Source organism: Saccharothrix variisporea, assembly GCF_003634995.1.
Taxonomy (GTDB): Bacteria; Actinomycetota; Actinomycetes; order Mycobacteriales; family Pseudonocardiaceae; genus Actinosynnema; species Actinosynnema variisporeum.
This window is the reverse complement of the sequence record NZ_RBXR01000001.1, coordinates 9,023,591-9,048,579: the sequence shown is the minus strand read 5'-3', so window position 1 is coordinate 9,048,579 and position 24,989 is coordinate 9,023,591. Positions and strand designations below refer to the sequence as shown.

Genomic DNA, 24,989 nt, shown 5'->3' with positions numbered 1-24,989 from the left:
ACCGTGCCGTCGCTCGAAAGAGGCCGACTCGACTCGCACGCGTGCCCCAGGCGAACCGTCCGCCTGGGGCACGCGGGCACCGTCAGCCGTCGTAGTGGAAGACGTACAGGCCGAAGTCGCGGTCGCTGGCGAGCACGTACTGCTCACCGGTCTCGTCCTTCCAGACCTCCACGCCCCAGAAGTTGTTGCCGTCCTCGTCGATGAAGGCGCCGACCTCCTGGATGCCGTTCTTGCCGTACTGCACGACCCGGAACCCGGCCGCGTAGTACGAGATGTAGGCCAGGCTGTTGTTGTCCGGGTCCATCGCCACCTCGTGCACCGACAGGTCACCGAAGCCCCGCGCGTACTTCGGGTCCTGCGACTCGGGCACGGCGTAGGTGCCGATCTGCTTGATCGAACCCGCGCCCGACTTCGGGATGTCGGTGCCGAACAACCGCACGTAACCCCAGCCGTCGAAGGTGGCCTTGATGGTGGTCGCCTCGCCACCGCTCGTCGGGGTCGGCGTGGTGCACGCGCCGGCCTCGGTCACGCCCGGCACGCCCAGCAGCCGCAGGCCGGCGTAGCGGTTGGTGAACACGTACGGGATCGGGCCCGCCGCGGCCATCGTCACGCCACCCAGGCAGTCCGAGCGCTCGTTCTGGAAGACGATGCCGGCCGTGTAGCCCTTGGCCACGATGTTGTCCAACTTGACCTGGAACGCGCACGTCCCGCGTTCGACCAGCGCCGTGCCCGTGCCCGCCGGGATCGCCGCCGCGTCGCACGCCTGGCCGACGAACGTGGTCGGGCCGGAGATGGTGGTGTTCTCGTCCACCGGCTTGGTGTCCCGCGCCGAGGTAGCCAGGTACTCCGCGCCCGCGTACGGGCCCGAGTCGATCTTGGCGGTGACGCGGTACGGGCTGAAGTCCTCGTCCGTGCCGATCATGAACTTGCGGTTGGGCGACAGCTCCGACTGGTGCGCGTTGCCCTCCGGCGACACCTGCTGGCCGCGCGCCAGCCGCTCCTCGTCCAGCGCCGCGTAGTCCGACTCCGCGATCAGGCTCACCTTGCCCGGCCGCGGGTCGGTGACGTCGAGCAGCACGTACCCGCCGTCCCAGTAGTTCATGTTCATCACGTACCGACGACCGATCTTCGTGATCATCATGTCGTGGCTGAACACCGACGTCAGGTTGGCCGGCGCGGCCTGGTCGACACCGAACACCTCGCCGAGGTCGAGCTCGTCGTTGACCAGCACCGGGTGGTACGGGTCGGTGATGTCGAGGATGTCGACGTCCGTGCCCTCCTCGTCGTCGACCAGGGCCACGTAGACCTTCTTGTCGAAGACGTTGGTCCACATCCGCATGCTGTGCGTCTGGTTCGGCGCCACGTCCAGGCCACCGGCGGCGTTGGTGAAGTCACCCGTGTGGAGCTTGACCGCCTTCGGGTGGCGAGGATCGCTCACGTCCCACAGCGAGATGCCACCCGAGTCCGCGCCCGGCGTCGCGCCGGGACACGTCTCGTTCTGGTGGATCAGCAGGTCGCCGTGGAAGAACGGCGTCTCCACGTGCTCGACCTGGATGCCCTCACCGGCGTAGGAACCGGCACTGGTCGGGATGAACGCGCTCGTGACCTCGACCGGGTGAGCCGGGTCGGAGATGTCCATGACGTGCACACCGGTCCGCTCGCACGTCGGCGCGCGGAACGCCGTCAGGTAGGCGTAATCGCCGAACGCCGTCACGTCGGCCACGCGCCCGGTGTTACCGGCACCCGAGGGGTTGGTCACCTTCGCCTTGCCCACCAACGTGACGTTGCGCGCCACCGCCGGCAGGTGCCCTTCATCGCCGTCGTGCTGCTTGTACAGCCCGTCGGCCACCCCCTCACCGGGGAAGTCCTCCCGCCCGCCACCGCCGTGGTCCGGGTGCGCCGTGGCCACCCCCGCGCCCAACACCACGGTCACCGCACTTAAAGCGAGCACCCTGTCGATTCGCCGTCTCAGCACGCCGTACCCCTCACCGATCCGAGTTGTTCCCGGTAGCTCGCGGACTCTACGTCCGAACTACTAAGTTCGGTAGAGGCGAAAGGAACCTCGGATCGCCCTGGGCAGCGCCGCGCGGTCCACCTGTCCGGAGCCGGCGGTGTTGTGCGCGGCACGGTGCTACGGCGCTGATTCACCCTTCCGGTCCAAAGAGGACACGATCTGCGCGGTCAACTCCTTCACCGCCGGCGCGTCCAACCCGCGCACCTGGTCGGCGTACACCTCCACGGTGTCCTCGCCCCGGGTCACCCGCACCTTCACCGTCCCCCGCCGCCGGCGCAGCCACACCAGGACCGCGCCGGCCACGACGGTCAGCGCTCCGCCGGGTGCCAGTGCCACCTCCACCGCCTCCGCGACCGGTCCGAGCGCGCCCGGTTCCGGCGGCCGGTGGCGCAGCCGCACCCGGCCGCGCAGGTCGGGGTCGGCGGCCAGCGCGCGGTGCAGGTCGCGCACCTCGTCCGCGCCGCCGTCCACCCTCAGTTCCACGTCCACGCGATCCGCCTCTCACTCCGCGCAGGCCGGCCGGCGGGGGATGTCCGGCAGCACCTGCGACCACTCCTGGTCGGCCAGCTTCGCCCCGACCCGGTCGCACACCAGGGCGGCGACCTCGTCCACGTTCGTCAGCCACAACTGGGCCGTCCGGTCCCAGGAGCCGGTGGCCAGGACACCGTCGCCGAGGGCCACCGCCGACACCGGACCGCCGTGGCCGACCAGGGTCGCGGTCACCCGCGGCTCGCCGGAGACGTCCCACACCTTGGCGGTGCCGTCGTCCGCGCCGGTGGCCAGCACCCGGCCGTCCGGGCCGAACGCCACCGCGTAGACGGGCGCGAAGTGCCCCTCCAGGGTGTGCCGCGGCACGGGTTTCGCCGGGTCGCGCACGTCGGCGAGGCGGACCGTGCGGTCGGCGGACGCCGTGGCCAGCGTGGTCCCGTCCGGGCTGAACGCCACGCTCCACACGGTCGCGGTGTGGCCGGTCACGGTGGACCGCAGCACCGGGCGCCGCGGGTCGGTCACGTCCCACAGCTTCACCGTCCGGTCCTCCGACCCGGTGGCGACAGTGCGGCCGTCGGGGCTGGCGGCGACGGCGTACAGGTAGCTGTCGTGGCCCAGCAGCGAGGACAGCGCGGTGACCTGGCGCGGGTACCGGACGTCCCACAGGCGCGCCGTGCGGTCGCCGGAGGCGGTGACCAGCACCGTGCCGTCGCCGCTGAACACCGCGCCCTTGAGGGTGTTGTCCGACGCCCGCTGGACCGCCAGCAGTTCCGGCTTGGCCCGGTCGGTCACGTCCCACAACCGGAAGGTGCCGTCGTCCGAGCACGTCACCAGGAGCCGCCCGGTGGGGTTGAACACGGCCGCGGTCACGCTCCTGGTGTGCCCGGTCAGCTCCGCCACGGCCCGGGGTCGGCCCGGTGGCGACAGGTCCCACACGCGTGCGGTGCCGTCGTCGGCGGTGGTGACCAGGGTCCGGCGGTCCGGGCTGAAGGTCACGCCGCGCACCGGCCCGCGGTGGCCGCTCAGCGCGGGCAGCAGCGACGCCGGGTGGCTGGGGTCGCCGACGTCCCACAGCTTCACCGTGCTGTCCGCGGACCCGGTGGCCAGGGTGCGCCCGTCGCGGGCGAACGCGACGGCGTTGACGATGCTGCCGTGGCCGCCGAGGGTGAGCAGCGGCTGCGGCCGGTCGGGGTCGTGGATGTCCCACAGGCGCGTGGTCTTGTCGACCGACACCGTGGCGACGACGGTGCCGTCCGGGGTGAAAGCGACGTTGCGCACGGTGTCGGCGTGCCCGGACAGGGTGGCGCGCACCCTGGGCGCGGCGGCGTCGGTGACGTCCCACAGCTTCGCGGTGCGGTCGTTGGAGGCGCTGACCATCAGCTTGCCGTCAGGGCTGAACGGCGCCATGCGCACGGTGTCGGCGTGTTCGGTCACGGTGGAGCGCAGCGCCGGGTGGGCGGGATCGGTGATGTCCCACAGCTTCACCGACTTGTCGACGCCGGTGGTGGACACCGTGCGTCCGTCCGGGTGGAAGGAGACGCCGCGCACCGCGCCCTCGTGCCCCTTCATCTCGCCCACGGGGTGCGAAGTGTCCCGCACGTCCCACAGCTTCGCGGTGCCGTCGACGGAAGCCGTTGCCACATAAGCCCCGTCGGGGCTGAACGCCACACCGCGCACGGCGTCGGTGTGGTCGCGCATGGTCCCGATCTCCTTCGGCGCGCGCGGGTTGCTGATGTCCCACAGCTTCGCGGTGCGGTCGTTCGACCCGGTGACGGCGCGCCCGCCGCGCGGGCTGACGGCGACGTCGAAGACGTAGCCGGTGTGGCGGTCCATGTCGCCGAGCCACCGGGGGTGGCGCGGGTCGGTCTCGACGTCCCACAGCTTCGCCTTGGTGTCCTCCGAGGCGGTGACCAGGACACCGTTCTCCCGGTCGAACGCCAGGCCGTCCACGGCGTTCTCGTGGCCGGACACCACGGCCGGCGCGGGGATCGTCACGGCGCTGAGCAGCGCGCTGCGGGCGTCGGTCGTCGGCGCCGTGCGGTAGGCGGCCACGCCCAACTGCATGGCCAGCACCGGGTTGAGGTCGCGGACGTCGCCGGCGGTGCGCGCGATCAGCAGCGACAGCGCGGTGTCGCCGCTGGCCTCGGCGGCGGCCCGCAGCCGCGCGGACTCCCGTTGCTGCACGGTCGCGTACACCGCCGCGGAGGCCGCCAGCACCAGCATGACGGCGAGCACCGCCACGGCCGCGCGCCGCCGCCGCGACTCGACCCGCCGTCTGCGGCGGCTGGCGGCCAGGAAGTCCGCCTCGACCTCGCCGACCGGGTCGCGCTGCTGCCGCTCCCCCTGCCACGCGCTGACCTCGGCGAGCCGGTTGCCGCGGTAGAGCAGCTCCGGGTCGCGGTCGTGCCGCTGCCAGTTGCGCGCGCTCTCGGCCAACTGCTGGCGCACCAGCAGCCCCGCGCGGTCGGCGGCGATCCAGTCGCGCAGCCGGGGCCAGGCACGCAGCAGCGCCTCGTGGGCGATCGCCACGGCGTCCTGGTCGACGTTGACCAGGCGGGCGCGCACGAACGCGTCCAGCACGCGCTGCCCGCGCTCGTCCAGCGCCAGCTCCGACTGCGGCACCACGCGCCGCAGGTCGCCGGTGTCGCCGATGCTCACCAGCCGCAGCAGCAGCCGCCGGGCGACGTCGCGGCTGTCGGGCTCCAGCGAGTCGTACACCGCGTCGGCGGTGCGCGCCACGGCGCCCTGGATGCCGCCGGTGCGCTGGTAGCCCGCCAGCGTGAGCCGGCCGCCGTCGCGCTCCTCCCACGTCTTGAGCAGCGCGTGGGACAGCAGCGGCAGCGACCCGGGGCCGTCGCCGAGGTCGGTCAGCAGCCGCTCGACCAGGCCGGGTTCCAGCTCCAGCCCGGCCTTGCGGGCCGGCTCGACGATCACCTCGCGCAACTGCTCCTGGCCCAGCGGCGCGACCACCGCCGGGCGGCCCAACGCGGGCAGCAGCTCGGGGTAGCGCGCGCAGTGGCCGAAGTACCCGGCCCGCACGCCCAGCACCACCGACGCCGCGCGGCCGCGCGCCACGCCGACCAGCGCCCGCACGTAGGCCGACCGCACGTCCTCGTCGGCGACGGCGGTGAACAGCTCCTCGACCTGGTCGACCACCAGCACGACGTGTTCCCGGCTCGCCCGCGTCCCGTCGCCGGCCGGCGTGGCGCGCAGCCGCACGGCCAGCGCGTCGGGGTCGGACCGCAGCGCCGCGCGCAGCTCCGCCACCGAGCCCCGGCCGCGGTCGGCCAGCCACGCCGCCAGGGGCGCGAACGGGTCCGCGCCCGGCGTGACCACGTGGCACGTCCAGCCGTCCACCCGGTCCACCGCCGCCGCCAGGCCCGCGCGCAGCACCGAGGACTTGCCCGCGCCGGACGGGCCGAGCACCAGCAGCGGCTCCGCCTCGCCGAGCCGGCCGACCAGTCCGCGGGACAGCTCGTCGCGGCCGAAGAAGAAGTCCGCGTCCTCGCGGCGGAAGTACGCCAGCCCGCGGTAGGGCGCGCGACCGGGGTGGGGCGGAGCACCCGTGCCGCCGCCCGGCCGCCACGCCGGGTTGGGTGCGAGCCGCCAGCGCGCCGCGTGCCCGGTGGCGAACCGCAGCGGACGCGGGTAGCCGCGGTCTCCCAGGCGCGCCGACAGCTCCTCGAAGACGTCGTCGAGGGTCAGCACCCGCGGCCCGCCCGGCACTCCCTCGTCCAGCAACCGGACCAGCTCGCCGGAGAACGCGGTGTGCGGACTGCCCTCGGGCGCCCACGCCGCCTCGTCCGCGCCCGCCGACGCGAGCTGGTACACGCCGTCGCGCGCGGAGTCGGCCAGCGACCGCCGCACCGGGTCCAGTCCCGCGGCGCGGCCCGCGAAGCAGCAGTCCAGCACCAGCAGCACCGACCGGGCCGGGGAGTGCGCCACGACGTCCTTCAGCTCCGCGTACCGCAGGGCGCGGTGGTGGGCCAGGCCCTTGGCCGGGTCGTCGGTGGCGAAGGTGGCCAGGTGCAACGAGTCGTCCGGCCCGACCAGGCCGTGGCCGACGAAGTGGACCACGAGCACGTCGGTCGCCTCCTCGGCGACGGCGAGCAGGCGTTCGGCCAGTTCCCGCGGCCCGGCCGGGTCGAGCACGACGGTCAGGTCGCCTTCCGCCAGCCCGCAGCGGTCGACGTACACGCGGGCCAGGTCACGGGCGGTCGTGGCGGCGGACGGCACGTCGGGCAGCAGCGAGCCGCCCACGTGGCGCGACGTCGCGACGACGACGACGCGCGCGCCGGCGGCCCCGAGTAACGCGGGTGGATCGGTGTCCAAGGCGGGGACTCCTGTCAGCGCGGCGGCACCGGCGGTTCGGCGCCAGGATAGGGGGCCGGGAAAGGGCCTTCCACCGGTTCACCGCAAGTCCCGCGCGGGTACCGCCGACTCGGGCACGAGCCAGGTCGAGTGGCGGAACGACCGCGGTGACGGCCTCCGCCCTCGTCACTTACCGGGCTGGCGCAGCGTCCAACGAGTCCACGCCCAGCTCCTTCGAGGTTGCCACCGCTGCTCGGCCGGCCACTGGCGATCCGAACGCCCCCGCAGCGGTCCTACCGCTCGGTGTCCGCGCGCAGAGACCGGCGGATCTCCTCGAGCTTGTCCAGCCCCGCCCGCCGCCGCGCCTCGAACTCGTCCTCCACCGCCCGCGCCCCGGGCACCGCCTCCGCCACCTCACCCGCGCCGACGCTGGTCGCGAAGCGGGCTTCGATCCGATCGCGGACGTGGTCGAAGGTCGGCACACCGCCCGCGGTGTAGTCCCCCACCGGCGGCTCGGCGCCGACCGCCTCGTCGCCGACGATCTCGGCGTCGACCACCGGATCCTGATCGCTGCTCATCGCCCACCCCGTTCGCCGTCCTCCGCACCCGAGACTACGGCGTCGAGTTCCGCTACGACGATCGCGCGCGCCTCGGGGACCACCGTGACCAGTTCCCGGATCGACACGTGCCAGTCGGCGACCCGCAGGGCTCGGGCAATCGCGCGTGCCCGGAGGGACGGCTCCGGGCTTGCGGTCAGGGTCAGGAAAGCCAGCGCCTGTTGCTCGGGGGTGACGGCGGGGTCGATGGCTTCGGCGATGGCGTGCGCGCGGTCGAGGTCGCCGGCCCTGACCGCGGCCTCGGCCACCGACACCAGGACGCTCGCCCGTGTGTAGGGATTGTCGACGGCGTCGGCGGCCGTCTCGGCGCGAGTGATCAAGGAGCGCCCTAGATCGTGCCGGCCGGTGGCGACCGCGGCTTCCGCCATCGACACCAGGGCGCGGGCCTTGTGGGCGTCGGTGGTGGACTCGGCGATGGAGTCGGCACGCGCGAGGTACGAGCCGGCTCGGTCGGGATCGCCGGTCTTGGCGGCGACCTCGGCCAGCAACGCCAGGGTGCGGACAGCCTCCTCGCGCTCGAACGGGTCCACACGGACGTGGTTGACGCGGATGGCCTCGGCGATGGTCTCCGCACGCGCGACCAACCGGCCGGCCCGCTCGAGAGCACCTTTCCCGACCAAGAAGTCGCTCATCGCCACCAGCACCTTCGCCTGCTCCTCAGGGGTGCGGCGAACGGAGTCGGCGATGCGCGCGGCGCGCCTGAGCTTGCCGGACCTGGCCGCGGCTTCGGCGCGACCGAGTTCGACCGCCTTGGCCGCCGAGTCGATGGAGGACCCGAGTGCCCTCGCCCGCTGGAAGTCCTTCTCCCGGGCGCGACGGGCCATGCTCGCGGCACGCCCGAGCAGTGTGCGGGCTCGGTCGAAACCGCCGGCTCCGGCGGTGGCCTCACCCGTTCTCAGCAGCGCCCACGCCTGCGTATAGGGGTCGGCGATGGACGTGATGACGGCGTCGACGCGGTCGAGGTCACCCGCCACGGCCGCGACCCCGGCGGCGGAAGCCAGCGCGCCATCCCGATCGTCGGCCCCGCTGGTGGAGCGCGCGACGGCCTCGGCACGTGCGGCCGACGAGCGCGCCCCATCGAGGTCACCGGCCTCGACCGCGGCTTCGGTCACCGCCCTCAGCCCGGAGATGAGGTGCAGCTGGACCTCCAGGTCGGGGGTCCGGGACAAGCTCTCGGCGCGCAGGATCAACGCGCGGGCTCGCTCGGCGTCGCCGGCCCTGGCGACGACTTCGGCCACCGCCGCCAGTGCCGATGCCTGCTGCGCGAGCACCGCGATCGAACGGGCGACGGCCTCGGCCCGGTCGAGGTCCCCGATCTTGGCGGCCGTTCCGGCCACCGACACCAGTACCCGAGCCTGTTGATCGGCCATGAGGCTCGAACGGGCGTCGACAGCGCGCGCGTCGGCCTCGGCCCGGTCGACCAGCCTGCCCGCCAGGTCCCGATCACCGGCTGTGCCGGCGGCTTCCGCCACGGCACACAGACTCCACGCCCGGAGCTCCACCCGGTCAACCGCGCCGGCGCAGTCGTGGGCGCGGGCGATCAACGTGCCCGCGCCCACGGCGTCACCGGCCTCGGCGACGATTCCCGCCGCCGACGTCAGTGCTCTCGTCCGCCAGTAGGCGGCGGAGATGGAGTCGGCGGTGGTCTCGGCGCGTTGGACGTCGCCGGTCCTGGCCACCGCCTCGGTCACCGTCACCAGGGCTTTGTCGCGGTCGTCGTACTCGGCGGTGATGGTGCGTGCCAGCGCCTCGGCGCGATCGACGCCGAGCTCGGCCGCCGCTCCGACCAGCGCCACGAGCGCACTCGACGCGGAGTTGACGTCGGTGATCGAGCGGGCGACGGCTTCCGCCTGGCCGATCAGCGTGGCGGCCCGCTCACGTCGACCGGCCTTGGCGGCAACCGCTGCCACCAGCCCCAGTGTCAACGCCTTCGACCTCGGGTCGTCGAGGGAGGTGCCGATGGCTTGGGCGTCGTCCACCAAGGTGGCGGCTCGCTCGCGTGCACCGGCGTCGATGGCGGCTTCGGCCACCCACAGCATGGCCTTCGTCCGGACGAACGGTGTGACGATGGAACGCGCGATGGTCTCCGCGCGGTCGAGGTGGCCTGTCCGGGCCGCGGCCCTGGCGACCGATGCCAGGGCCGCCGCCTGCCGATCCCACCCCCGCCGGTCGAGGAGGGCACGAGCGGAGGCCTCAGCCCGGTCGACGTCCCCCACCAGCGCCCACACCTGAGGGAGGGTGAGAGGGGTGTTGTGGTTCCGGGCGGTCAGGAGATCGCGGTGGACGGCCTGCCTGACCATCGCGATCAGGTCGGGATCGTCCTCCGGCATCCGGTCCTCGCGGGTCCGCATGCGCCAGATGGTATTCGCCGCCGTGCTCGGCGAGGGCCGTCGCCAGGTGCTCGAAGGTCCGCAGGAAAGCGCCGATCTCCTCGCGCGTCAGCACAGCGGTGTCGGCCATGAGGCCCAGGACCATGCGCTCGGGGGTGCCCTTGATGTCCAGGTACAGCGCCATGTCCTCGGCTTCGGACGTGGCGGGCCAGGTGAGCTCCGTGGTGGCCGGGTCGGGATCGGTGGGGGTCGTGCGCGGTTTGGGCAGCAGCGACCACATGTCGTTGAACTGGACACCCGGCGCCAGGACGCCGCCCCACGCGCGCAGCACCTCCTGCTCGGCGCGGGTGTCGTAACGGGAAACGGCGCGGGCCTCGCGCATGGTGTGCTCGGCGCGGCGCAAGAGGTCCGTGAACGAGTCACCGTCGAGGTCGACCACCGTGCGCACGACCTGGTTGAGGGTGGTGACGCTGCCCAGCAGCTCGGGCGTCACGCGGTTGCCCTGCATGACGTCCAGGCGGCACCGGGGTCCGGGCCAGACCCGGCCGACCAGCGCCGTCGTGATCGCCAGCAACACCACCGACGTCGTGGTGCGGCACCGGCGGGCCGCTCGCCGCACCGCCACGGGGAGGACGTCCGAGGCCAGGTCCGCGCCCACGTACCGCGGTGTCGCCGGCTCGGCGCGCCCGAAGTACGCAGGCATGCGCTGTAGCTGGGTGCGGAGGTGGCGCAGGGCCTCGACGTTGCGCAGCTGCCCTTCCGGTGAACGCTCGTACCGCGCGATGTCCAGTGGTTGCAGGGCTTTGCGCGGGGCGGGTGGCGCGACGCCGTCGACGCGGGCGCGCAACAGCGCGGTCAGCTCGGCGGCCAGCAGGTCCGCGCCGGTGTGGTCCGCGGCCAGGTGCGAGACCACGAACACCACCAGCACGGGGATGCCCTCGTGGAGCGCGACGGACAGCCGGATCGGCAGCTCGCCGCCGTGGTCGAACGGCGTCTCGGCACCACGGCGCCAGCAGTCGCCGACGATGTCGCCGAACTGGACCGGGTCGTCGGCGGGCCGGTCGTGCACCTCGACGGGCAGGGTGCCCGAACCCACGACCCGCTGGGTCACCTCACCGTTCGCGCTGACGTCGAAGTGGGTGCGCAGGGACTCGTGCCGCAGCACCAGCTTGCCCAGCACGTCGAGCACGTCGCCCAGTTCCAGCAGCAGCGGCACGTCCAGCCACCTCGGCAGGGTGAAGAACGGCTTCACGTCGGGCAGCCAGCGGCACATACCGTCCCAAGTGGACTGCTGCGCCCACGTCACCGGACCGGTGCGCGCCTGGCCGCCGTGGAACTCGACCTCCGCGCGGCTGACGACGATCACGACGGCACCACCTCCGTGGTCGGGGCGAACAGGACCCGGCGCAGGCACAGCACGGAGTAGGTCAACCCGGCCGTCCAGCTCGCGACGACCGCCCACATCACCGCCTCGATGCCGAACACGCCGTTGAACAGCCAGGCGAACGGGATCTGCACGCACACGAAGGCGATGACCGTGCAGACCAGCGGCGCGGTGGTGCGGCGGGAGCCGTTGAGGTGCCCGTGCAGCACCACCATGACCGTGTAGAGCACGAAGAACGGGAAGATGATCAGCAGGTACCGCTCGGTCAGCTCACGGGTGGCCGGGTCGTCGGTGAACACCGCGGCGATCGGCCCGCGCGCGGCCAGGACGACCACGGACGCCACCAGGCTCAGCACGGCGGTCAGGCCGAGCGTCCGCACCAGCCCGGCCCGGGTGCGCGCCCGGTCGCCCGCGCCGAGGTTCTGGGCGGTGAACGCGGTGACCGCGCCGGAGAAGTCCAGGAACGGCATCGCGATGAACTGCTCGATCCGCGACACCACCGTGAACGCCGCGAGCACCACCGGCCCGTACGCCTGGATGATCCAGACCAGCACCATGATCCCCACGGCCAGGATGACGTGCTGACTGGCCAGCGGGAAGCCGAGCCGCACCGCGTCGGCCAGTTCGCGCCGCACGGCGGGCCGCCCGCCGGACGGCGGCACCGGGTGGGTGCGGCGGGCGTACCAGAGACCCGCGACGAGCGCGGCCGTGGCGGCGACGGCCGTGGCGAGCGCCGCACCCGCCACCCCCATCCCCCACCACGCCACGAACGCCCACACCAGCGCGGTGTTGAGCACGCTGCCGAAGCCCGCCACCCACATCGCGGCCCGCGCGTCGCCCAGCCCGCGCAGGTAGGCGCTGACCGCGGCCGACCCGAAGATGCCGGGGAAACCCAGCGACAGCACGCCGATGAACTCCGCGCAGGCGTCGGCGAGGTCGCCGTGGATGCCCATCACCGCCAGGGCCGGCCGGGCGAGCAGCGTGGCGAGCACGACGCAACCGGCCGCCCACCCGACCGTGAGCAGGGCCAGCGACAGCACGACACCGCGCCGCTCGCCGTTCTGCCGGGCGCCGCTCAGGTGCGCCAACCGGATGGCGAACGCCGTGCCCAGACCGATGAACATGGCGTTGAGCAGGTAGAACAGCGGTCCGGCCGCGCCGATCGCGGCCAGTCCGCCGACGCCGACGTGGTGGCCGACGACGATGCCGTCCACCAGCAGGTAGCCCTGCTGGAGCAGGTTCGCCGCGGTGAGCGGCATGGCGAAGCCGACGACGCGCCGCAGCGGTGGCCCGGTGGTGAGGTCGGCCATCAGGCGACTCCCGTGGTGAGGTCGGCCATCAGGCGACTTCCGCGGCGGCGAAGTCGACGAGGTCCTCGACGTGGTAGGCGATCTCGGCGACGGTGCGGTCGGCGAGCAGGTCGGCCACGTCGTAGGCGACGTCGTGCACCGCGGCGATGGTCCCGGCCACGGTGCCCGCCATGATGGAGTCGCCGCCCAGGTCGAAGAAGTCGGCTTCCACGTCCAGCGCCTCGTACCCGAACGCGAGCGCGAGGCACTGCGCCACGGTGCGCTCGACGTCGGTGTACACCCCGTCTTCGCGGCCCTCCAGCTCGACCGACACCGCGGCCACCGTGGCCCGCGTCTTCTCCGACACCTTGCGCAGCCGCTGCTCCAGCGCCTGCATCTCCCGATCCACTTTGGACTCGATGTCGGCCGACAGCGCGATGTCGTAGGAGCGCAGCAGGTGGATCAGCTCACCCCGGTAGTTCAGCTCGCCCGCGAACAACCGCGAGCGGCCCGAGCGCAGGCCCGCGTCGAGCACGGCCAGGCCGGTCGCGGTGGGCAGGGCCTTGAACATGGTGTCGCCGTTGGTGCCGAAGTCGACGGCCATGCCGATCTCCTTCCACGCCACCCAGTCCACCGCGAGGACGTGGGTCGGGCCGCCGGCCCGCTGCCGCGCGAGGTTGTCCAGGTAGTAGTTGGCGGCGGCGTAGTCGGCCTGGCCGGGCGCGGGGAACACCGCGGCCACCGAGGAGAAGTGGACGACGAAGTCCGGGGCGTCGTCGGCCGTGGCGCGCTCCAGCGTGAACGCGGCGTGCAGCTTGGCCCGCACCACGCGGTCGAAGTCGTCGAGCTGCCGGAACATCACGGTGCTGCCGCCGGGCAGTCCGGCCGCGTGCACGATGCCGTCGATGCGGCCGTGGTCGCGGCGCAGGGCGGCCACGGCGTCGGCCAACGCCGCCGGGTCGCCGGCGTCGGCGGCCACGACGACCACGGTGGCACCCAACGCCTCCAGCTCGCGGACTGCCTCGACCCGCTTCGCGGCGGCGGACCCGGTGGGCACGGCGGTCGGGTCGTCCCACCGCTCGCGCGGCGGCACGCCGGAGCGGCTGAGCAGGGCGAGGGTGATGTCCGGCCGGGCGGTGGCGAAGTCCTTGGCCACGGCCAGTCCCAGCGCACCGGTGCCGCCGGTGATCAGGTAGGTGCCGCCGCCGCGGAGGTGGTCGCGCGCCTCGCCCGCCGCGACCTCGGGCACCTCCACGAACACCTCGCGCAGCCGGGCGTCGCCGCGCAGCAGGAACACCCCGTGCTCCTCGGCCAGGACCTCGTCCCGCAGCCGGGCGGGCGGCACGGCGGCGTCCACGTCGACGTGCTTGACCTTGATGTAGGGGTACTCGCGGCCGACGACCTTGCCGAAACCGACCAGGGCGGCGTTCTCCACGACCGCGGGGTCGCCCTCGGCGGCGGCGACCGCGCCGCGGGTGAGCACCGCGAGGTCGACCTTCACCCCCGCCGCCATCAGCGCCTTGGTCAGCAGGAACAGGCTGTGCAGGTTCTTGGTCACGCGCCGGTCGAGCTCGGCCGCGTCGGTCGCGGGGGCGTCCTCGAACCCCAGCGCGTGCACCAGGTGCGTGACGCCCTCGCCGACCAGGCGCGCGAGGTGCTCGTGCGCGGCGGGGTCGGTCGGGTCGAACACCGGGCCGCCGGGCTCGACCTCCTCCCCCAGTCGCACGCACCGCACGTCCCCCAGCGCGGCGGTGAGCACCTGCTCGGCGTCGGTGTCCGGGTCGACCAGGGCCAGCGTGACGGCGGCGCGGCCGGCCGCCGGCGGCGCGGCGGCGGGCTGGAACTCCACGTCGTGCGTCACCGGGTGCCGCTCTTCGGTGGCGGTGACCCGCACGGTCTCGCGCCAGGTGTCGGGGAACGCCACCCAGGCCAGGGTCTCGTCGAAGGCGTAGCCGGGCAGCCGCACGATCCGCGGCTGCCGGTCACCCGCCAGAGCGGCGGTGTCGACCCGGCCGGTGCGCAGGAACGCCCGGCCCTGGTCGCCCAGCGGCCCCTCGGGCAGCGGCGCGGGGCGGTCGGCGAGCAGGTCGACGAGCTTGGTGCGCAGGTCCGCCGCGTCGGTGACGACGACGGCGACGCGGTGCCGGTGACCGCCCCGCGAGACCTGCACGGTGTGGCAGACGTCGGCCAGGTCCAAGTCGTCCAGTCCGCCCGCGTCGAGGAACCGGACGTAGCGCTCCACGATCCGGGTCAGGGACTTGATGGTGGCCGCGCTGAGCACGAACAGGTGCTCCCCCGTGGACGCCGGCCGCTCGTCGGCGCGGGTGAACTCCTCCACCACGACGTGCGCGTTGGTGCCGCCCAGGCCGAAGGCGCTGACACCGGCGCGGCGCGGCCCGTCCGACTCCCACGGGGTCGGTTCGGTCGGCACGTACAGCGGTCCGGAGGCGAAGTCGAGCTTGGGGTTGGGGTTGGCGAAGTTCGCCTGGGGCGGGATGGTCCCGTTGCGCAGCACGGAGATCGCCTTGATCAGACCGATCACGCCGGACCCCTCGAACAGGTGGCCCACGTTGGCCTTGACCGTCCCGACTGCGCAGAACCCGCGATCGGTGGTGTGCCGGGCGAACGCCCGCTTCATGCCCTCGTGCTCGATGGGGTCGCCGACGCGGGTGGCGGTGCCGTGCGCCTCGAAGTAGCCGATGGTGCGCGGGTCGATGCCGGCGTTGTCCCAGGCGGCCAGCAGCAGGTCGGCCTGCGAGTCGGAGTCGGGGTTGGTGATGCCCTCGGTGTTGCCGTCGTGGTTGACCGCGCTGCCCTTGATCACCGCGTACACCTGGTCGCCGTCGGCCAGCGCCCGGTCCAGGCGCTTGAGCACGACCGCGCCGGAACCCTCGCCGAAGCCGGTGCCGTCCGCGGCCTCGTCGAAGGTGCGCGTCACGCCGTCGGAGGACTCGATGCCGATGGCGGAGTGCCGGTGCTTGATCGGGGCGAACACGATGCGCGCGCCGCCGACCACGGCCGTGTCGCAGTCGCCCAGCAGCAGGGCGTTCTTGGCCTGGTGCACCGCGACCAGCGTGGCCGAGCACGCCGTGTCCACGACCATGCTGGGGCCGCGCAGGTCCAGCAGGTGGGAGATGCGGTTGGCCAGCATCACCGGGATGTTGCCCGTGATGGCCTGCTGGCCCACGGACGGGTCGACCCGGCTGATGTAGTCCAGGTACGTGGAGCCGGGGTTGACCGCGAAGCCGACGAACACGCCCGTGCGGGTGCCGCGCAGCCGGTCGAGGGTGTAGCCCGCGTCCTCGAACGCCAGGTACATCGCGCGCAGCACCATGCGGTGGTGCGGGTCGGTCAGCGCCGCCTGCCGCGGATTCATGCCGAACGCGGCGTGGTCGAAGTGGTCGACGCGGTCGAGGAAGTAGCCGTTGTGGTACTCCACGTCCGGCTCGTCCAGCGGGTCGATGGCGGTGGCGCGCAGGTAGTGGACGTACTGCTCCAGCTTGTCCCGCCGGTCGGGCGGGAACGGGCGGCTCATGCTCGCGCCGGTGCTGACGACCTGCCAGAAGGCGTCCAGGTCGCCCGCTCCCGGCACGTCCACCGAGAGACCGATCACCGCGATGTCCGTGTTCATGCCGATGTCCCCTCAGTGGACCTTGATGGCTCAGTGGACCTTGTTGACCAGCGAGGTCAGCGTCTGACCGTTGACCTCGTCGAACTCCGTCACCCCGGCGGCGCGCAGGGTGGTGACGGCGCGCACCCACTCGACCGGCGCCGACAGCTGGCGGGCGAGCAGGTCCGGGCCGTCGAACGGCTCGCCGGTGACGCTGGAGACCACGGGCGTGACGGCCGGCCCGAAGGTGAAGCCGGCCAGCGCGGCGCGGAACTCCGCCTCGGCCGGCGCCATCAGCGGGGTGTGGAACGGCCCGCTGACGTTGATCGGCACGACCCGCGCGCCGGGCAGCGCGGCGATCGCCTTGCCCGCGACGGCCAGCTCCGCGCGGTCGCCCGCGATGGTGGTCTGGGTGTCGGCGTTGAGGTTGGCCACGAACACGTTCGACAGGCCGGTCTCGGCCAGCGCGCGGCGCACGAACGCGGCGGGCACGCCCTGCACCGCGGACATGCCGCCGCCCGTGATCGCCGACATCAGCTCGGCGCGGCGCTCGACCAGCCGCAGGCCGTCGACCAGGTCGAGGACCCCGGCGGCGACCAGCGCGTTGTACTCGCCGAGGCTGTGCCCGGCGAAGTAGTCGTACCTCCGCTCGGCCAGGCGCTCGACGCCCAGCAGGGCGTTGACGAAGAACACCGCGGGCTGCGCGTAACGGGTGTCGCGCAGCCGGCGGCCGGGGTCGCGGACGCACAGCTCCTCGATCGAGTAGCCGAGGACGTCGTCGGCGAGGGCGGTCGCCTCGGGGTGGCGGGAGAACAACTCCGCGCCCATCCCCTTGCGCTGCACGCCCTGGCCGGGGAACAGCAGGCACTGCACGGCGCTCTCCTATCTGGCGGGCCGGGGTCGTCTGTCCGGTGGGCCGGGTCGTCGGACGGGGTCGAACCGCACGCGGGCGCCCAGGCACTCGCGGGCGAAGCGGCGGGCTCCCGCGCCGGGCCCGTGGTCGAGCACCCGGGTCGTGCGGGAGTCGGCGACGGCGTGGTCGACCGCCGCCGGCCAGTCGATGGGTCGGGTGAACACCTGGTGCAGGTACTCGTCCACCAGGTCGTCGGCGGCGCGCAGGTCGCGCGGCGCGTCACCGGCGTAGATCGGCAGCGCGAGGCGGTCGGGCGCGGGCCACGGGCCCACCGCGTCGAGGTCGGCGCGCACCCGCTCGACCACCGGCGCCAGGGCCGGGGTGTGGAAGGGCACGGTGTTGGGCAGGAACGACCAGCGCACGCCGTTCCCGTCGAACGCGGGGTCGTCACGCAGGGCCGCGAGCGCGTCGGCCGGGCCGCTGAGCACGTGCGCGGTCGGCGCGTTGACCAGGCCCACCACCACACCGGTGCCCTCGACGCGGCGGGCCAGCTCGTCGCGCGTCAGCCCCGTGATCGCGGCCATCGGCCCGGTCGGCACGTCGTCGGCGGGCGGCCCGACCTGGTGGGCGCGGACGAGGCTGATCGCCACCAGCCGCACCGACGCCGCGGCCAGCCGGAGGAACTCGTCGGGCCGGACGGCGCCCAGGCCCGCCACGATCGCCGCCTGGAGCCCGAGGCTGTGCCCCAGGGCGCCGACCGCTCCGTCGTCGCCGCGCCCGGTCGGCTGGAGCCCGCACAACTGGTGCACGTGGAGGCAGACACCCGCCGCCGTCGAATCCAGCGGGGGCGGGTCGAGACCGTCGAGCCATTTTTCCAACGGCAGCCCGGAAGCGGGCGCGTCCGGGCCCAGGTATTCGAGTGCCGCATCGACCGCACGGCACACCGCATGGCGGAACGAGGCGTTCTCGGGGCGCCCGAGAAGTGCGCGCAGCGCCGGCACGAGCGAGTCGCCGGCACCGCCCAGTCCGTCGAACAGCAGGAGTGAGCGCATTGATTGGACCTGTTTCCGGGCAGCACGGGCCCAACCAGCGTCGACGGCCGCACCGTACGTCGATGACCTGGTCCGACCGGTTAACGGCGGATCACGAAGAATTTAAGCCCCAGTGACGCACCGACGGGTCTCACCGATGAGACCGGCAGTGCCATCAGAATTTTCTATGCCGACTTCCTGTCGGTCGCGGGACGGGTTCCACGTCGGCCGTCCCGGTGGCTTTCAGCGGTGCACAACGCTAACCGCACGCCGTTGCCCGCGACAATTCTCCGAATAGCCGCATGCGGTGGGTGCGCGTGGCGGAACAGGCGCACCGCGAAAGACCGGCGGAATACGGGAGCACGTAGTGCGGCGCGCCACGACGCTCGTCCGGCGGCGGGCGCCCAACGCCGGGCGGGCGAGCCGACGGCTGGATGTCGCACGGTGGGTCGCGCTAGGTTGGGAGCGCTCCCAGACTGTGTCTCTCACTTCTGCACGAGGAGCCCCACCATGTCGCGACGACGTAGTCGCCCGGCCGCCCTGTCGGCCGCCCTGCTCATCCCGGCCCTGGCCGCGCTGCTGTTACCACCGTTCCCGGTGGGCAGCGCCGCCCCGGCCGGCACGTCCCACACCCGCGCGGCGCTCACCGAGCTGACCGTGGTGTCCGAACAAGTCGCGTCCGGTCTGCGGCGTCCGGTGGCGATCACCGGGCTGCCGGACGGCCGGATGCTGATCGCGGAGAAGCAAGGAACCGTCCGCGCCTACCACCCCGACACCGGCCTGGCCGCCGAGCCGGTGCTCGACCTGACCGCCCGCGTCGACGAGTCGGACAACGAGCGCGGCCTGCTCGGCATCACGCCCGCGCCGAACTTCGCCCGCACCGGGCTGCTCTACGTGGCGTACACGAGCCTGCCGGCCGGCGAGCTGACCCTGGCGCGGGTGCCCATCGGGGCTCCCGAGCGGTTGCAGGTGCTGCTCACCCAGGAGCACGCCGAGTACGGCAACCACAACGGCGGACAGGTGGCGTTCGGGCGCGACGGCTACCTGTACTGGTCGACCGGCGACGGCGGCGGCGCGTTCGACCCGTTCAAGTCCGGCCAGAACCTCGGCACCCTGCTCGGCAAGATCATCCGGATCGACGTCAACCGCGCGTGCGCGCCCAAGCCGTACTGCGTGCCGTACTCCAACCCGTTCGTCGGCGTGCCGGGCGCACGGCCGGAGATCTGGCTGTACGGGCTGCGCAACCCGTGGCGGTTCTCCATCGACCGCGTCGACGGCTCGCTGTGGATCGGCGACGTCGGCCAGGGCCTGGTCGAGGAGATCGACCACATCCGCCCGTGGCAGGGCGGCGCGAACCTCGGCTGGTCCTGCCGCGAGGGCGCCCCGGTCTTCGACCCGCAGCAGTGCCGGGCGGGCGGGCGCTACACGGACCCGGTGTTCGAGTACGACCACTACAACGGCAACTGCTCGGTGACCGGCGGCGTCGTGTACCGCGGCTCCCGGACCCCGGAGGCGTGGGGCACCTACGTCGCGGGCGACTACTGCTCGACCACCGCGTTCGCCGTCCGCCCCAGGCTGGACGGCACCTACGAGTCCGCCACGATCGGCAACTTCGCCATCCAGCCGACCGCGATCGACGCCGACGTGCACGGCGAGCTCTACACGCTCAGCGACCTGCCGGGCTGGCTCAACCGGGTGCACTTCGAACGAGTCCCGCCGACCACCACCAACCGCTAGGTGTAGCGCAGGTTGTCGACGGCGCGTCGCGGAGGACCCGCGCCGAGCTCGCGGCACCCGAGGGCGGGGTTCCCGACCGGAACCCCGCCTGGTGGCCGCCGGGATCAGCGACATCGGCCCGCCCCGACCGCCCCGCACGCCGCCACGCCCGACCCCGCCGCGGTTCTCTTCGCCCCACGCGCGGCTTACCCGGAAAGGCGACCACTCGGGAGGGACGCGTTGGCGCCGGGTTTCGCGCCCGGTCGGGATGCGATCTCGGATCCGACCAGCTCAAGGTCCACCCGGGCCGCGTCGACGAACTCGGCGACCGCCTGCCGCGCGGCCATTCGTGCCGACTCGACTGCCTGCCGCGCGGCCATTCGTGCCGACTCGACGGCCTCGGCCTCATCGGTCGGGGAGTTGGCGGCGTTCAGGTAGTCGAGCGTCTTGCGCCTCACTTCCTCGGCTCGCTCCGCCATCTCCGGACTGGAGATGATCTCGATTTCGTAGTTGGCGGTCGACAACTCCGTACGCAGCGCGTCGACCCGTTCGGCGTCGGACGTCGGAGCCGAGCGAGCTTCGTATCGCAACTGCCGGGCAGCCTGCAACAGCCGGATGTAGACGATCTTCCGCTGTTCCCGAGCCTCTGCCGCCGCCAACCGCCGTTCACCTGCCCTGCGGTCCGCCGAGGCAAGGCGGTGCGTGAGCAGTTGGGTGCCACTGGCGAGCAAGGCGCCGATGATCGTCCCGACGACTCCGACCCACATCACACTGGTCATTCGGCCACCTCCTCACAACCGGCATTGCCATCGAGCAGCCGTGGCCTTGGATCAAGGTCTTGCGCTTGTCGCCTGACAATGCCGACCATTCGCTGGTTCTATCGGCCTAGTGCGCGACGGGGTTACGCGGTTCGCAGAGGGTCCCGCCACGTCGAACAGTGCCTTTATGCCTGCCCGGGTGGGCGGTCCGTCGCGGGGAGTCTCTGTGTTACTCCCTTTCGGTGGAGGGACACGTGATGAGGCACATCCCGATCGGGCACCCGCACGGCACCGCGGATGGCCGCGGTACGAAGGTCGGAACGGCCCGGCCGCCAGATCTGCTGACCGCGTTGCAGGCCGCCGTCGGAAATCGGGCCACCACGGCGTTCCTGGCTTCCGTGCAGCGGCAGTCCCATGGGCACCGGTCGGGCGGTCGCGCGGCGGACCCGGACCCGCCGGGCGTCGAGCACCGGCTCGGCGTCGCCACCCCCGGGCTCGACGTCCAGGCCGGACCGCTGGGCGCTGACGCCGACCTCACGCCGGAGTTGGTCAACCAGTTCCGGCGGAACAAGGCGAACGTCGTGGCGTTCGTGGGGCGGTACCGGGCGCAGGCCGTGGCGGAGCAGCGGGCGGCGCGGGTGCCGGCCGCGTTCACGCTGGGGCAGATGGGGCTGGAGACCGGGTGGCGGCTGGAGTCGCCGTTCACCGGGCACAACCTGTTCGGCGTCACCTCCCGGGAGGACCGCCCGGAGGACCAGTGGACGTACCAGCGGACCGTCGTCAGGGTTCCCTCACCGGCCTTCGAACGGCGCGATCTGCGACCGGCGCGGCGCGGTGGACGGGTCGTCCAGCGCGACCGGGTCATCCGACCGGCCGACGGCTCCAACCCGTTGCGCCGCGTCGGAGACCACTGGGAGTACACGGCGCTGCGGCCCTTCAGGGTGTACCCCGACGAGGCCACCGCCATGGCCGACCACACCTCCCTGCTGCACCACCGCATCTACGCGGCGGCCTGGGCACGGGCCGACGACCCGGCGCTGTTCGCCCGTGCCGTCGCCGAGGCGGGCTACGGCGGCCACAACTCCAGCAGCAACCCGCTGGTCGTGGCGAACTACCGCGCCGAACTGCTCTCCGCGATCCGGCTCGTGGAGGCCGCCGCCGCCCTGTGGGACCGCCGTCCGGACATCGCACGGGAAGCCGACCACTGGTGGCGCACCCAAGGCCTGCCGGGAGAGCGGGAACGTCGCCGGCGACCACGGCGAAGCGACACGAGCCCGTCGACACCGTAGGACTCCCGCAACGGGTCGGTGTCCGGGGCGAACGTCGCCGCGGTCAGGCAGGGGCGAACGCGCGGTCAGGGGGCGAAGGCGCGGTCACGGGGGCGAAGGCGCGGTCAGGGGGCGGGAGCGCGGTCAGGGGGTTCATCGGGCGGGGGTCTGGTCGGCCTGGTCGAGGACCTCCAGGGGGTCGTCGAAGAGCCGGTTGAGCAGGCCCGTGCACGCGGCCGTGGCTTGGAGGGACGGGCCGAGGCGGGTCACCGAGACGATGTCGGCGCCGGGCAGGGTCGTGGTGGTGTTGTACGCGCGCAGGAGGTCGGGCAGGCGTTCGGCCGGGTCGGTGATGGCCTGGCCGCCCAGCACCACGCGGTCGGGGTTGACCGCGTCCCGCAGCAGGCCGACCGCACGGCCCAGCGCGGTGGCGCGGTCGGTCAGCAGTCGCACGGCGGCCGGGTCCTCGCGCCGCGCCGCCGCTCGGACGAGCGTGATGTCCGGTTCGGGCACGACCCCCGCGCGGACGGCGGCCTCGGCCACGGACCGGTCGGCGACCGTGGCCTCCAGGCAGCCGCGAAGGCCGCAGGGACAGCGGACGTCGCTGCCGATGGGCAGGTGCGCGACGCTCCCGCCGCCACCCGGCCCCCGGTGCAGCACGCCGTCGACGGCGAACGCCACGCCCACGACCTCGCGGGCGTAGAAGTACAGCATGCCGGCCCCCTGCGGCCCTCGGCCGAACAGCAGTTCGGCGTTGGCCATCGCGGCGACGTGGCCGTCCAGGTGCACGGGCAGACCGGTGGCGCGGTGCAGCAGGTCCGCGGCGGGCACGCCGTGCCAGCCCAGTCGGTCGTGGTCGAGCAGGCCGCGCCCGCGGTCGACCAGGCCGCCGCTGACCAGGCCGATGCCCAGCACGGTGCGGCGCGGCCACCGGCGCAGGAACGCCCGCACCTTGCCCGCGATGTGGGCCAGGGCGTCCTCCGCGCCGCCCGACGGGGTCGGGATGGTGTCGGAGTCCAGCAACGTGCCGCGCAGGTCGGCCAGGCCGTAGGTGGTGGTGCTCACGCCGATGTGCACGCCGCACGCGGCGAACACCCGCTCGTCCAGCGAGATCGGCATCCGCGGCCGGCCGATCGCGCCCGCCGGCACCAGGTCGGGGGTCTCGCGCAGCACACCCAGGTCGACCAGCGCCGCGACCTGCCTGCTCACCGTGGGCGGGCTCAGGCCGGTGAGCTCGCCGATCGCGGCCCGGGACAGCGGACCCTCGCGGCGGATCACGGCGAGGACCGCGGCGGCGGAACGGGCACGGGTCAAGGGAAGCCTTCCGCGGAGCGGGACCGTTTTGTGCGAGCGGGCAAGGAAGTCGAGGACGGGCTCACGAGCACGGGCGCACAGCCCGAAGGCTGTGGCTGTCCACTTCGGAAGTCAACGCCGTCCGGGATGTGGAATGCCGACGCCGACTTCCTTTCAGTGCTTCACGGAACCTTGTCGCCCCGCGCGGCCCGTTCGTAGCGTCGATCGCGAGCCACGGCCCCCGCGCCGACCCGTTTCCAGCCCGAAGGGGAACCCACCATGACTGTGTCCGTACGAACCCCGGCGACCGACGTGTCGGTGGTGCGGCTCGGCTCGGCGATCGGCGCCCGGGTCGACGGCGTCACGCTGGGCGGCGACCTCGACGCCGACACCGTGTCCGCCCTCCGCGCCGCCCTGCTGGCCCACAAGGTGATCTTCTTCCGGGGTCAGCACCACCTCGACGACGCCGGGCAGCTCGCGTTCGCCTCCCTGCTGGGGTCGCCGACCCTGGCGCACCCGACCGTGCGGGGCCGGGAGGACGCCAACGTGCTGCCCATCGACTCCGACTACGGCAAGGCGAACAGCTGGCACACCGACGTCACCTTCGTCGACCGCGTGCCGGCCATCAGCATCCTGCGCGCGGTGCGCCTGCCCCCGTACGGCGGCGACACCACGTGGGCCAACACGGTGACCGCGTACGAGACGCTGCCGCCGGCGCTGAAGGCGTTGGTGGACAACCTGTGGGCCGTGCACACCAACGCCTACGACTACGCCGCGAACATCGACGAGCTGCGCATCGGCGGCGTGGACGTGAAAGTCGAGGAGTACCGCAAGGAGTTCGTGTCCGACCTGTACGAGACCGAACACCCCGTGGTCCGCGTGCACCCGGAGACCGGTGAGCGCGCCCTGCTGCTCGGCCAGTTCGTCAAGCGCCTGGTCGGGTTGACCACCAGCGAGTCGCAGGCGCTGTTCCAGGTGCTCCAGCAGCGGATCACCCGGCTGGAGAACACGGTCCGCTGGCACTGGCAGGACGGCGACGTGGCGATCTGGGACAACCGCGCGACCCAGCACTACGCGGTGGCCGACTACGACGACCAGGCCCGCCGCATGCACCGCGTCACACTGGCCGGCGACGTGCCGGTGAGCGCCGACGGGACGCGCAGCGTCGTGCGGGTGGGCGACGCCTCGCACTACTCGGCGCTGTGACCCGACCGCGGCGGCCCGCCACCCTGTCGGCCGCGCACTCGGTCCTGGTGCGGGTGGCGGCCGTGGCGGTGCTGCTCGCGCTGTGGGAACTGCTGGTGCTGGCCCGGTTCTGGCCGCCCGCGATCCTCCCCGGGCCGGGGCAGGTGTGGGACCAGCTGCTCGCCGCGTCCGACGGCGGCAACGGGCAGGGTGGTTACGCCGGGTCCACCGTGGTCGAGCGGCTCGGGGTCAGCCTGCGGCGCGTCGGGTACGGGTGCGGCTACGGCGTCGTGGTCGGTGTCGTGCTCGGGCTGGTGATGGGGCTGGTGCCGGTGGTGCGGGCGGTGGTCGAGCCGTTCGTGACGTTCCTGCGGGCGTTGCCGCCGCTGGCCTACCTGAGCCTGCTGGTCATCTGGTTCGGCATCGACGAGGAACCCAAGGTGTACCTGCTGGTGGTGGCGGCGTTCCCGCCCGTCGCGGTGGCCACGGCCGCCGCCGTCACCGGCGTGAACCGGCAGTACGTGGAGGCCGCGCACGCGTTGGGCGCGAGCCGGCTGGAGGTGGTGCGCACCGTGGTGCTGCCCGCGTCCGCGCCGGAGATCCTCACCGGGGTACGGCTGGCCGTGGGCGTGGCCTACAGCTCGGTCGTGGCCGCCGAGACCGTCAACGGCGCGGACGGCATCGGGGGCATGGTCCTCAACGCCCAGCGCTACAACCAGACCGCGGTCGTCCTGCTCGGGCTCGTCGTCATCGGCGTGACCGGGCTGCTGATCGACACCGCCGTCCTCGCGCTGCAACGCGCCGTCTCGCCGTGGCGCGGACGCGCGTGAGCGCCGACCAA

Annotated in this window: 15 protein-coding genes; 4 read left to right on the top strand and 11 right to left on the bottom strand. The window is 73.2% G+C overall.

Annotation, left to right across the window (positions count from 1 at the left end):
• Positions 1 to 82: 82 nt before the first annotated feature.
• The 9 genes from DFJ66_RS40620 to DFJ66_RS40575 form a co-directional block, all read right to left on the bottom strand.
• Positions 83 to 1,933, bottom strand: a complete 1,851-nt coding sequence (locus DFJ66_RS40620; protein WP_147459529.1) for a PA domain-containing protein — start codon at positions 1,931 to 1,933, stop codon at positions 83 to 85.
• A gap of 198 nt (positions 1,934 to 2,131) precedes the next feature.
• Positions 2,132 to 2,503 (bottom strand): effector-associated constant component EACC1, encoded by a 372-nt coding sequence (locus DFJ66_RS40615; protein ID WP_121229946.1) that lies wholly within the window; start codon positions 2,501 to 2,503, stop codon positions 2,132 to 2,134.
• Between the two features lie 12 nt (positions 2,504 to 2,515).
• Positions 2,516 to 6,835 (bottom strand): caspase, EACC1-associated type, encoded by a 4,320-nt coding sequence (locus DFJ66_RS40610; protein WP_121229944.1) that lies wholly within the window; start codon positions 6,833 to 6,835, stop codon positions 2,516 to 2,518.
• A 272-nt stretch (positions 6,836 to 7,107) separates the two neighbouring features.
• Positions 7,108 to 7,392, bottom strand: a complete 285-nt coding sequence (locus DFJ66_RS40605) for a hypothetical protein (RefSeq protein ID WP_246030124.1) — start codon at positions 7,390 to 7,392, stop codon at positions 7,108 to 7,110.
• A 2,232-nt stretch (positions 7,393 to 9,624) separates the two neighbouring features.
• Positions 9,625 to 11,127 carry a condensation domain-containing protein gene (locus DFJ66_RS40595; protein ID WP_121229941.1) on the bottom strand — a complete coding sequence of 501 codons (1,503 nt, stop codon included), beginning with the start codon at positions 11,125 to 11,127 and terminating at the stop codon, positions 9,625 to 9,627.
• Positions 11,124 to 12,455 carry an MATE family efflux transporter gene (locus tag DFJ66_RS40590; protein WP_121229939.1) on the bottom strand — a complete coding sequence of 444 codons (1,332 nt, stop codon included), beginning with the start codon at positions 12,453 to 12,455 and terminating at the stop codon, positions 11,124 to 11,126. The genes DFJ66_RS40595 and DFJ66_RS40590 overlap by 4 nt, the downstream gene beginning before the upstream one ends.
• 28 nt (positions 12,456 to 12,483) lie before the next feature.
• Complete coding sequence (locus DFJ66_RS40585; protein WP_121229937.1) at positions 12,484 to 16,065, bottom strand: type I polyketide synthase; 3,582 nt, start codon at positions 16,063 to 16,065, stop codon at positions 12,484 to 12,486.
• 30 nt (positions 16,066 to 16,095) lie between these two features.
• Positions 16,096 to 16,917, bottom strand: a complete 822-nt coding sequence (locus tag DFJ66_RS40580; RefSeq protein WP_121229935.1) for an ACP S-malonyltransferase — start codon at positions 16,915 to 16,917, stop codon at positions 16,096 to 16,098.
• Positions 16,918 to 16,926: 9 nt separating this feature from the next.
• The gene (locus DFJ66_RS40575) at positions 16,927 to 17,949 is read right to left on the bottom strand and encodes an ACP S-malonyltransferase (protein WP_121229933.1); all 1,023 of its coding nucleotides are present in this window, start codon (positions 17,947 to 17,949) and stop codon (positions 16,927 to 16,929) included.
• A gap of 489 nt (positions 17,950 to 18,438) precedes the next feature.
• Between DFJ66_RS40575 and DFJ66_RS40570 the strand changes: the two genes are divergently transcribed.
• Positions 18,439 to 19,665, top strand: coding sequence for a PQQ-dependent sugar dehydrogenase (locus DFJ66_RS40570; RefSeq protein ID WP_121229931.1), 1,227 nt, complete (start codon positions 18,439 to 18,441; stop codon positions 19,663 to 19,665).
• A 185-nt stretch (positions 19,666 to 19,850) separates the two neighbouring features.
• Here the strand turns inward: DFJ66_RS40570 and DFJ66_RS40565 are convergent, their stop codons facing one another.
• Entirely contained in the window at positions 19,851 to 20,423 is a 573-nt protein-coding gene (locus tag DFJ66_RS40565) for a hypothetical protein (protein ID WP_121229929.1), read from the bottom strand.
• Between the two features lie 236 nt (positions 20,424 to 20,659).
• Between DFJ66_RS40565 and DFJ66_RS40560 the strand changes: the two genes are divergently transcribed.
• Positions 20,660 to 21,691, top strand: coding sequence for a glucosaminidase domain-containing protein (locus DFJ66_RS40560; protein WP_121229927.1), 1,032 nt, complete (start codon positions 20,660 to 20,662; stop codon positions 21,689 to 21,691).
• A 132-nt stretch (positions 21,692 to 21,823) separates the two neighbouring features.
• Here the strand turns inward: DFJ66_RS40560 and DFJ66_RS40555 are convergent, their stop codons facing one another.
• Positions 21,824 to 22,984 carry an ROK family transcriptional regulator gene (locus DFJ66_RS40555; protein ID WP_121229925.1) on the bottom strand — a complete coding sequence of 387 codons (1,161 nt, stop codon included), beginning with the start codon at positions 22,982 to 22,984 and terminating at the stop codon, positions 21,824 to 21,826.
• Between the two features lie 258 nt (positions 22,985 to 23,242).
• Between DFJ66_RS40555 and DFJ66_RS40550 the strand changes: the two genes are divergently transcribed.
• Both DFJ66_RS40550 and DFJ66_RS40545 read left to right on the top strand, forming a co-directional pair.
• Positions 23,243 to 24,169: a TauD/TfdA dioxygenase family protein gene (locus tag DFJ66_RS40550; protein WP_121229923.1), complete on the top strand. Its 927-nt coding sequence runs from the start codon at positions 23,243 to 23,245 to the stop codon at positions 24,167 to 24,169.
• Positions 24,166 to 24,978, top strand: coding sequence for an ABC transporter permease (locus DFJ66_RS40545; protein WP_121229921.1), 813 nt, complete (start codon positions 24,166 to 24,168; stop codon positions 24,976 to 24,978). Before DFJ66_RS40550 ends, DFJ66_RS40545 begins: the two co-directional genes overlap by 4 nt.
• The last annotated feature ends 11 nt before the right edge of the window (positions 24,979 to 24,989 follow it).

Bases quoted from the DNA above. Each gene is read 5' to 3' on its own strand.
- DFJ66_RS40605 (WP_246030124.1), bottom strand. From the start codon at position 7,392: ATGAGCAGCGATCAGGATCCGGTGGTCGACGCCGAGATCGTCGGCGAC.
- DFJ66_RS40590 (WP_121229939.1), bottom strand. From the start codon at position 12,455: ATGGCCGACCTCACCACCGGGCCACCGCTGCGGCGCGTCGTCGGCTTC.
- DFJ66_RS40585 (WP_121229937.1), bottom strand. From the start codon at position 16,065: ATGAACACGGACATCGCGGTGATCGGTCTCTCGGTGGACGTGCCGGGA.
- DFJ66_RS40575 (WP_121229933.1), bottom strand. From the start codon at position 17,949: ATGCGCTCACTCCTGCTGTTCGACGGACTGGGCGGTGCCGGCGACTCG.
- DFJ66_RS40570 (WP_121229931.1), top strand. From the start codon at position 18,439: ATGTCGCGACGACGTAGTCGCCCGGCCGCCCTGTCGGCCGCCCTGCTC.
- DFJ66_RS40565 (WP_121229929.1), bottom strand. From the start codon at position 20,423: ATGACCAGTGTGATGTGGGTCGGAGTCGTCGGGACGATCATCGGCGCC.
- DFJ66_RS40560 (WP_121229927.1), top strand. From the start codon at position 20,660: ATGAGGCACATCCCGATCGGGCACCCGCACGGCACCGCGGATGGCCGC.
- DFJ66_RS40550 (WP_121229923.1), top strand. From the start codon at position 23,243: ATGACTGTGTCCGTACGAACCCCGGCGACCGACGTGTCGGTGGTGCGG.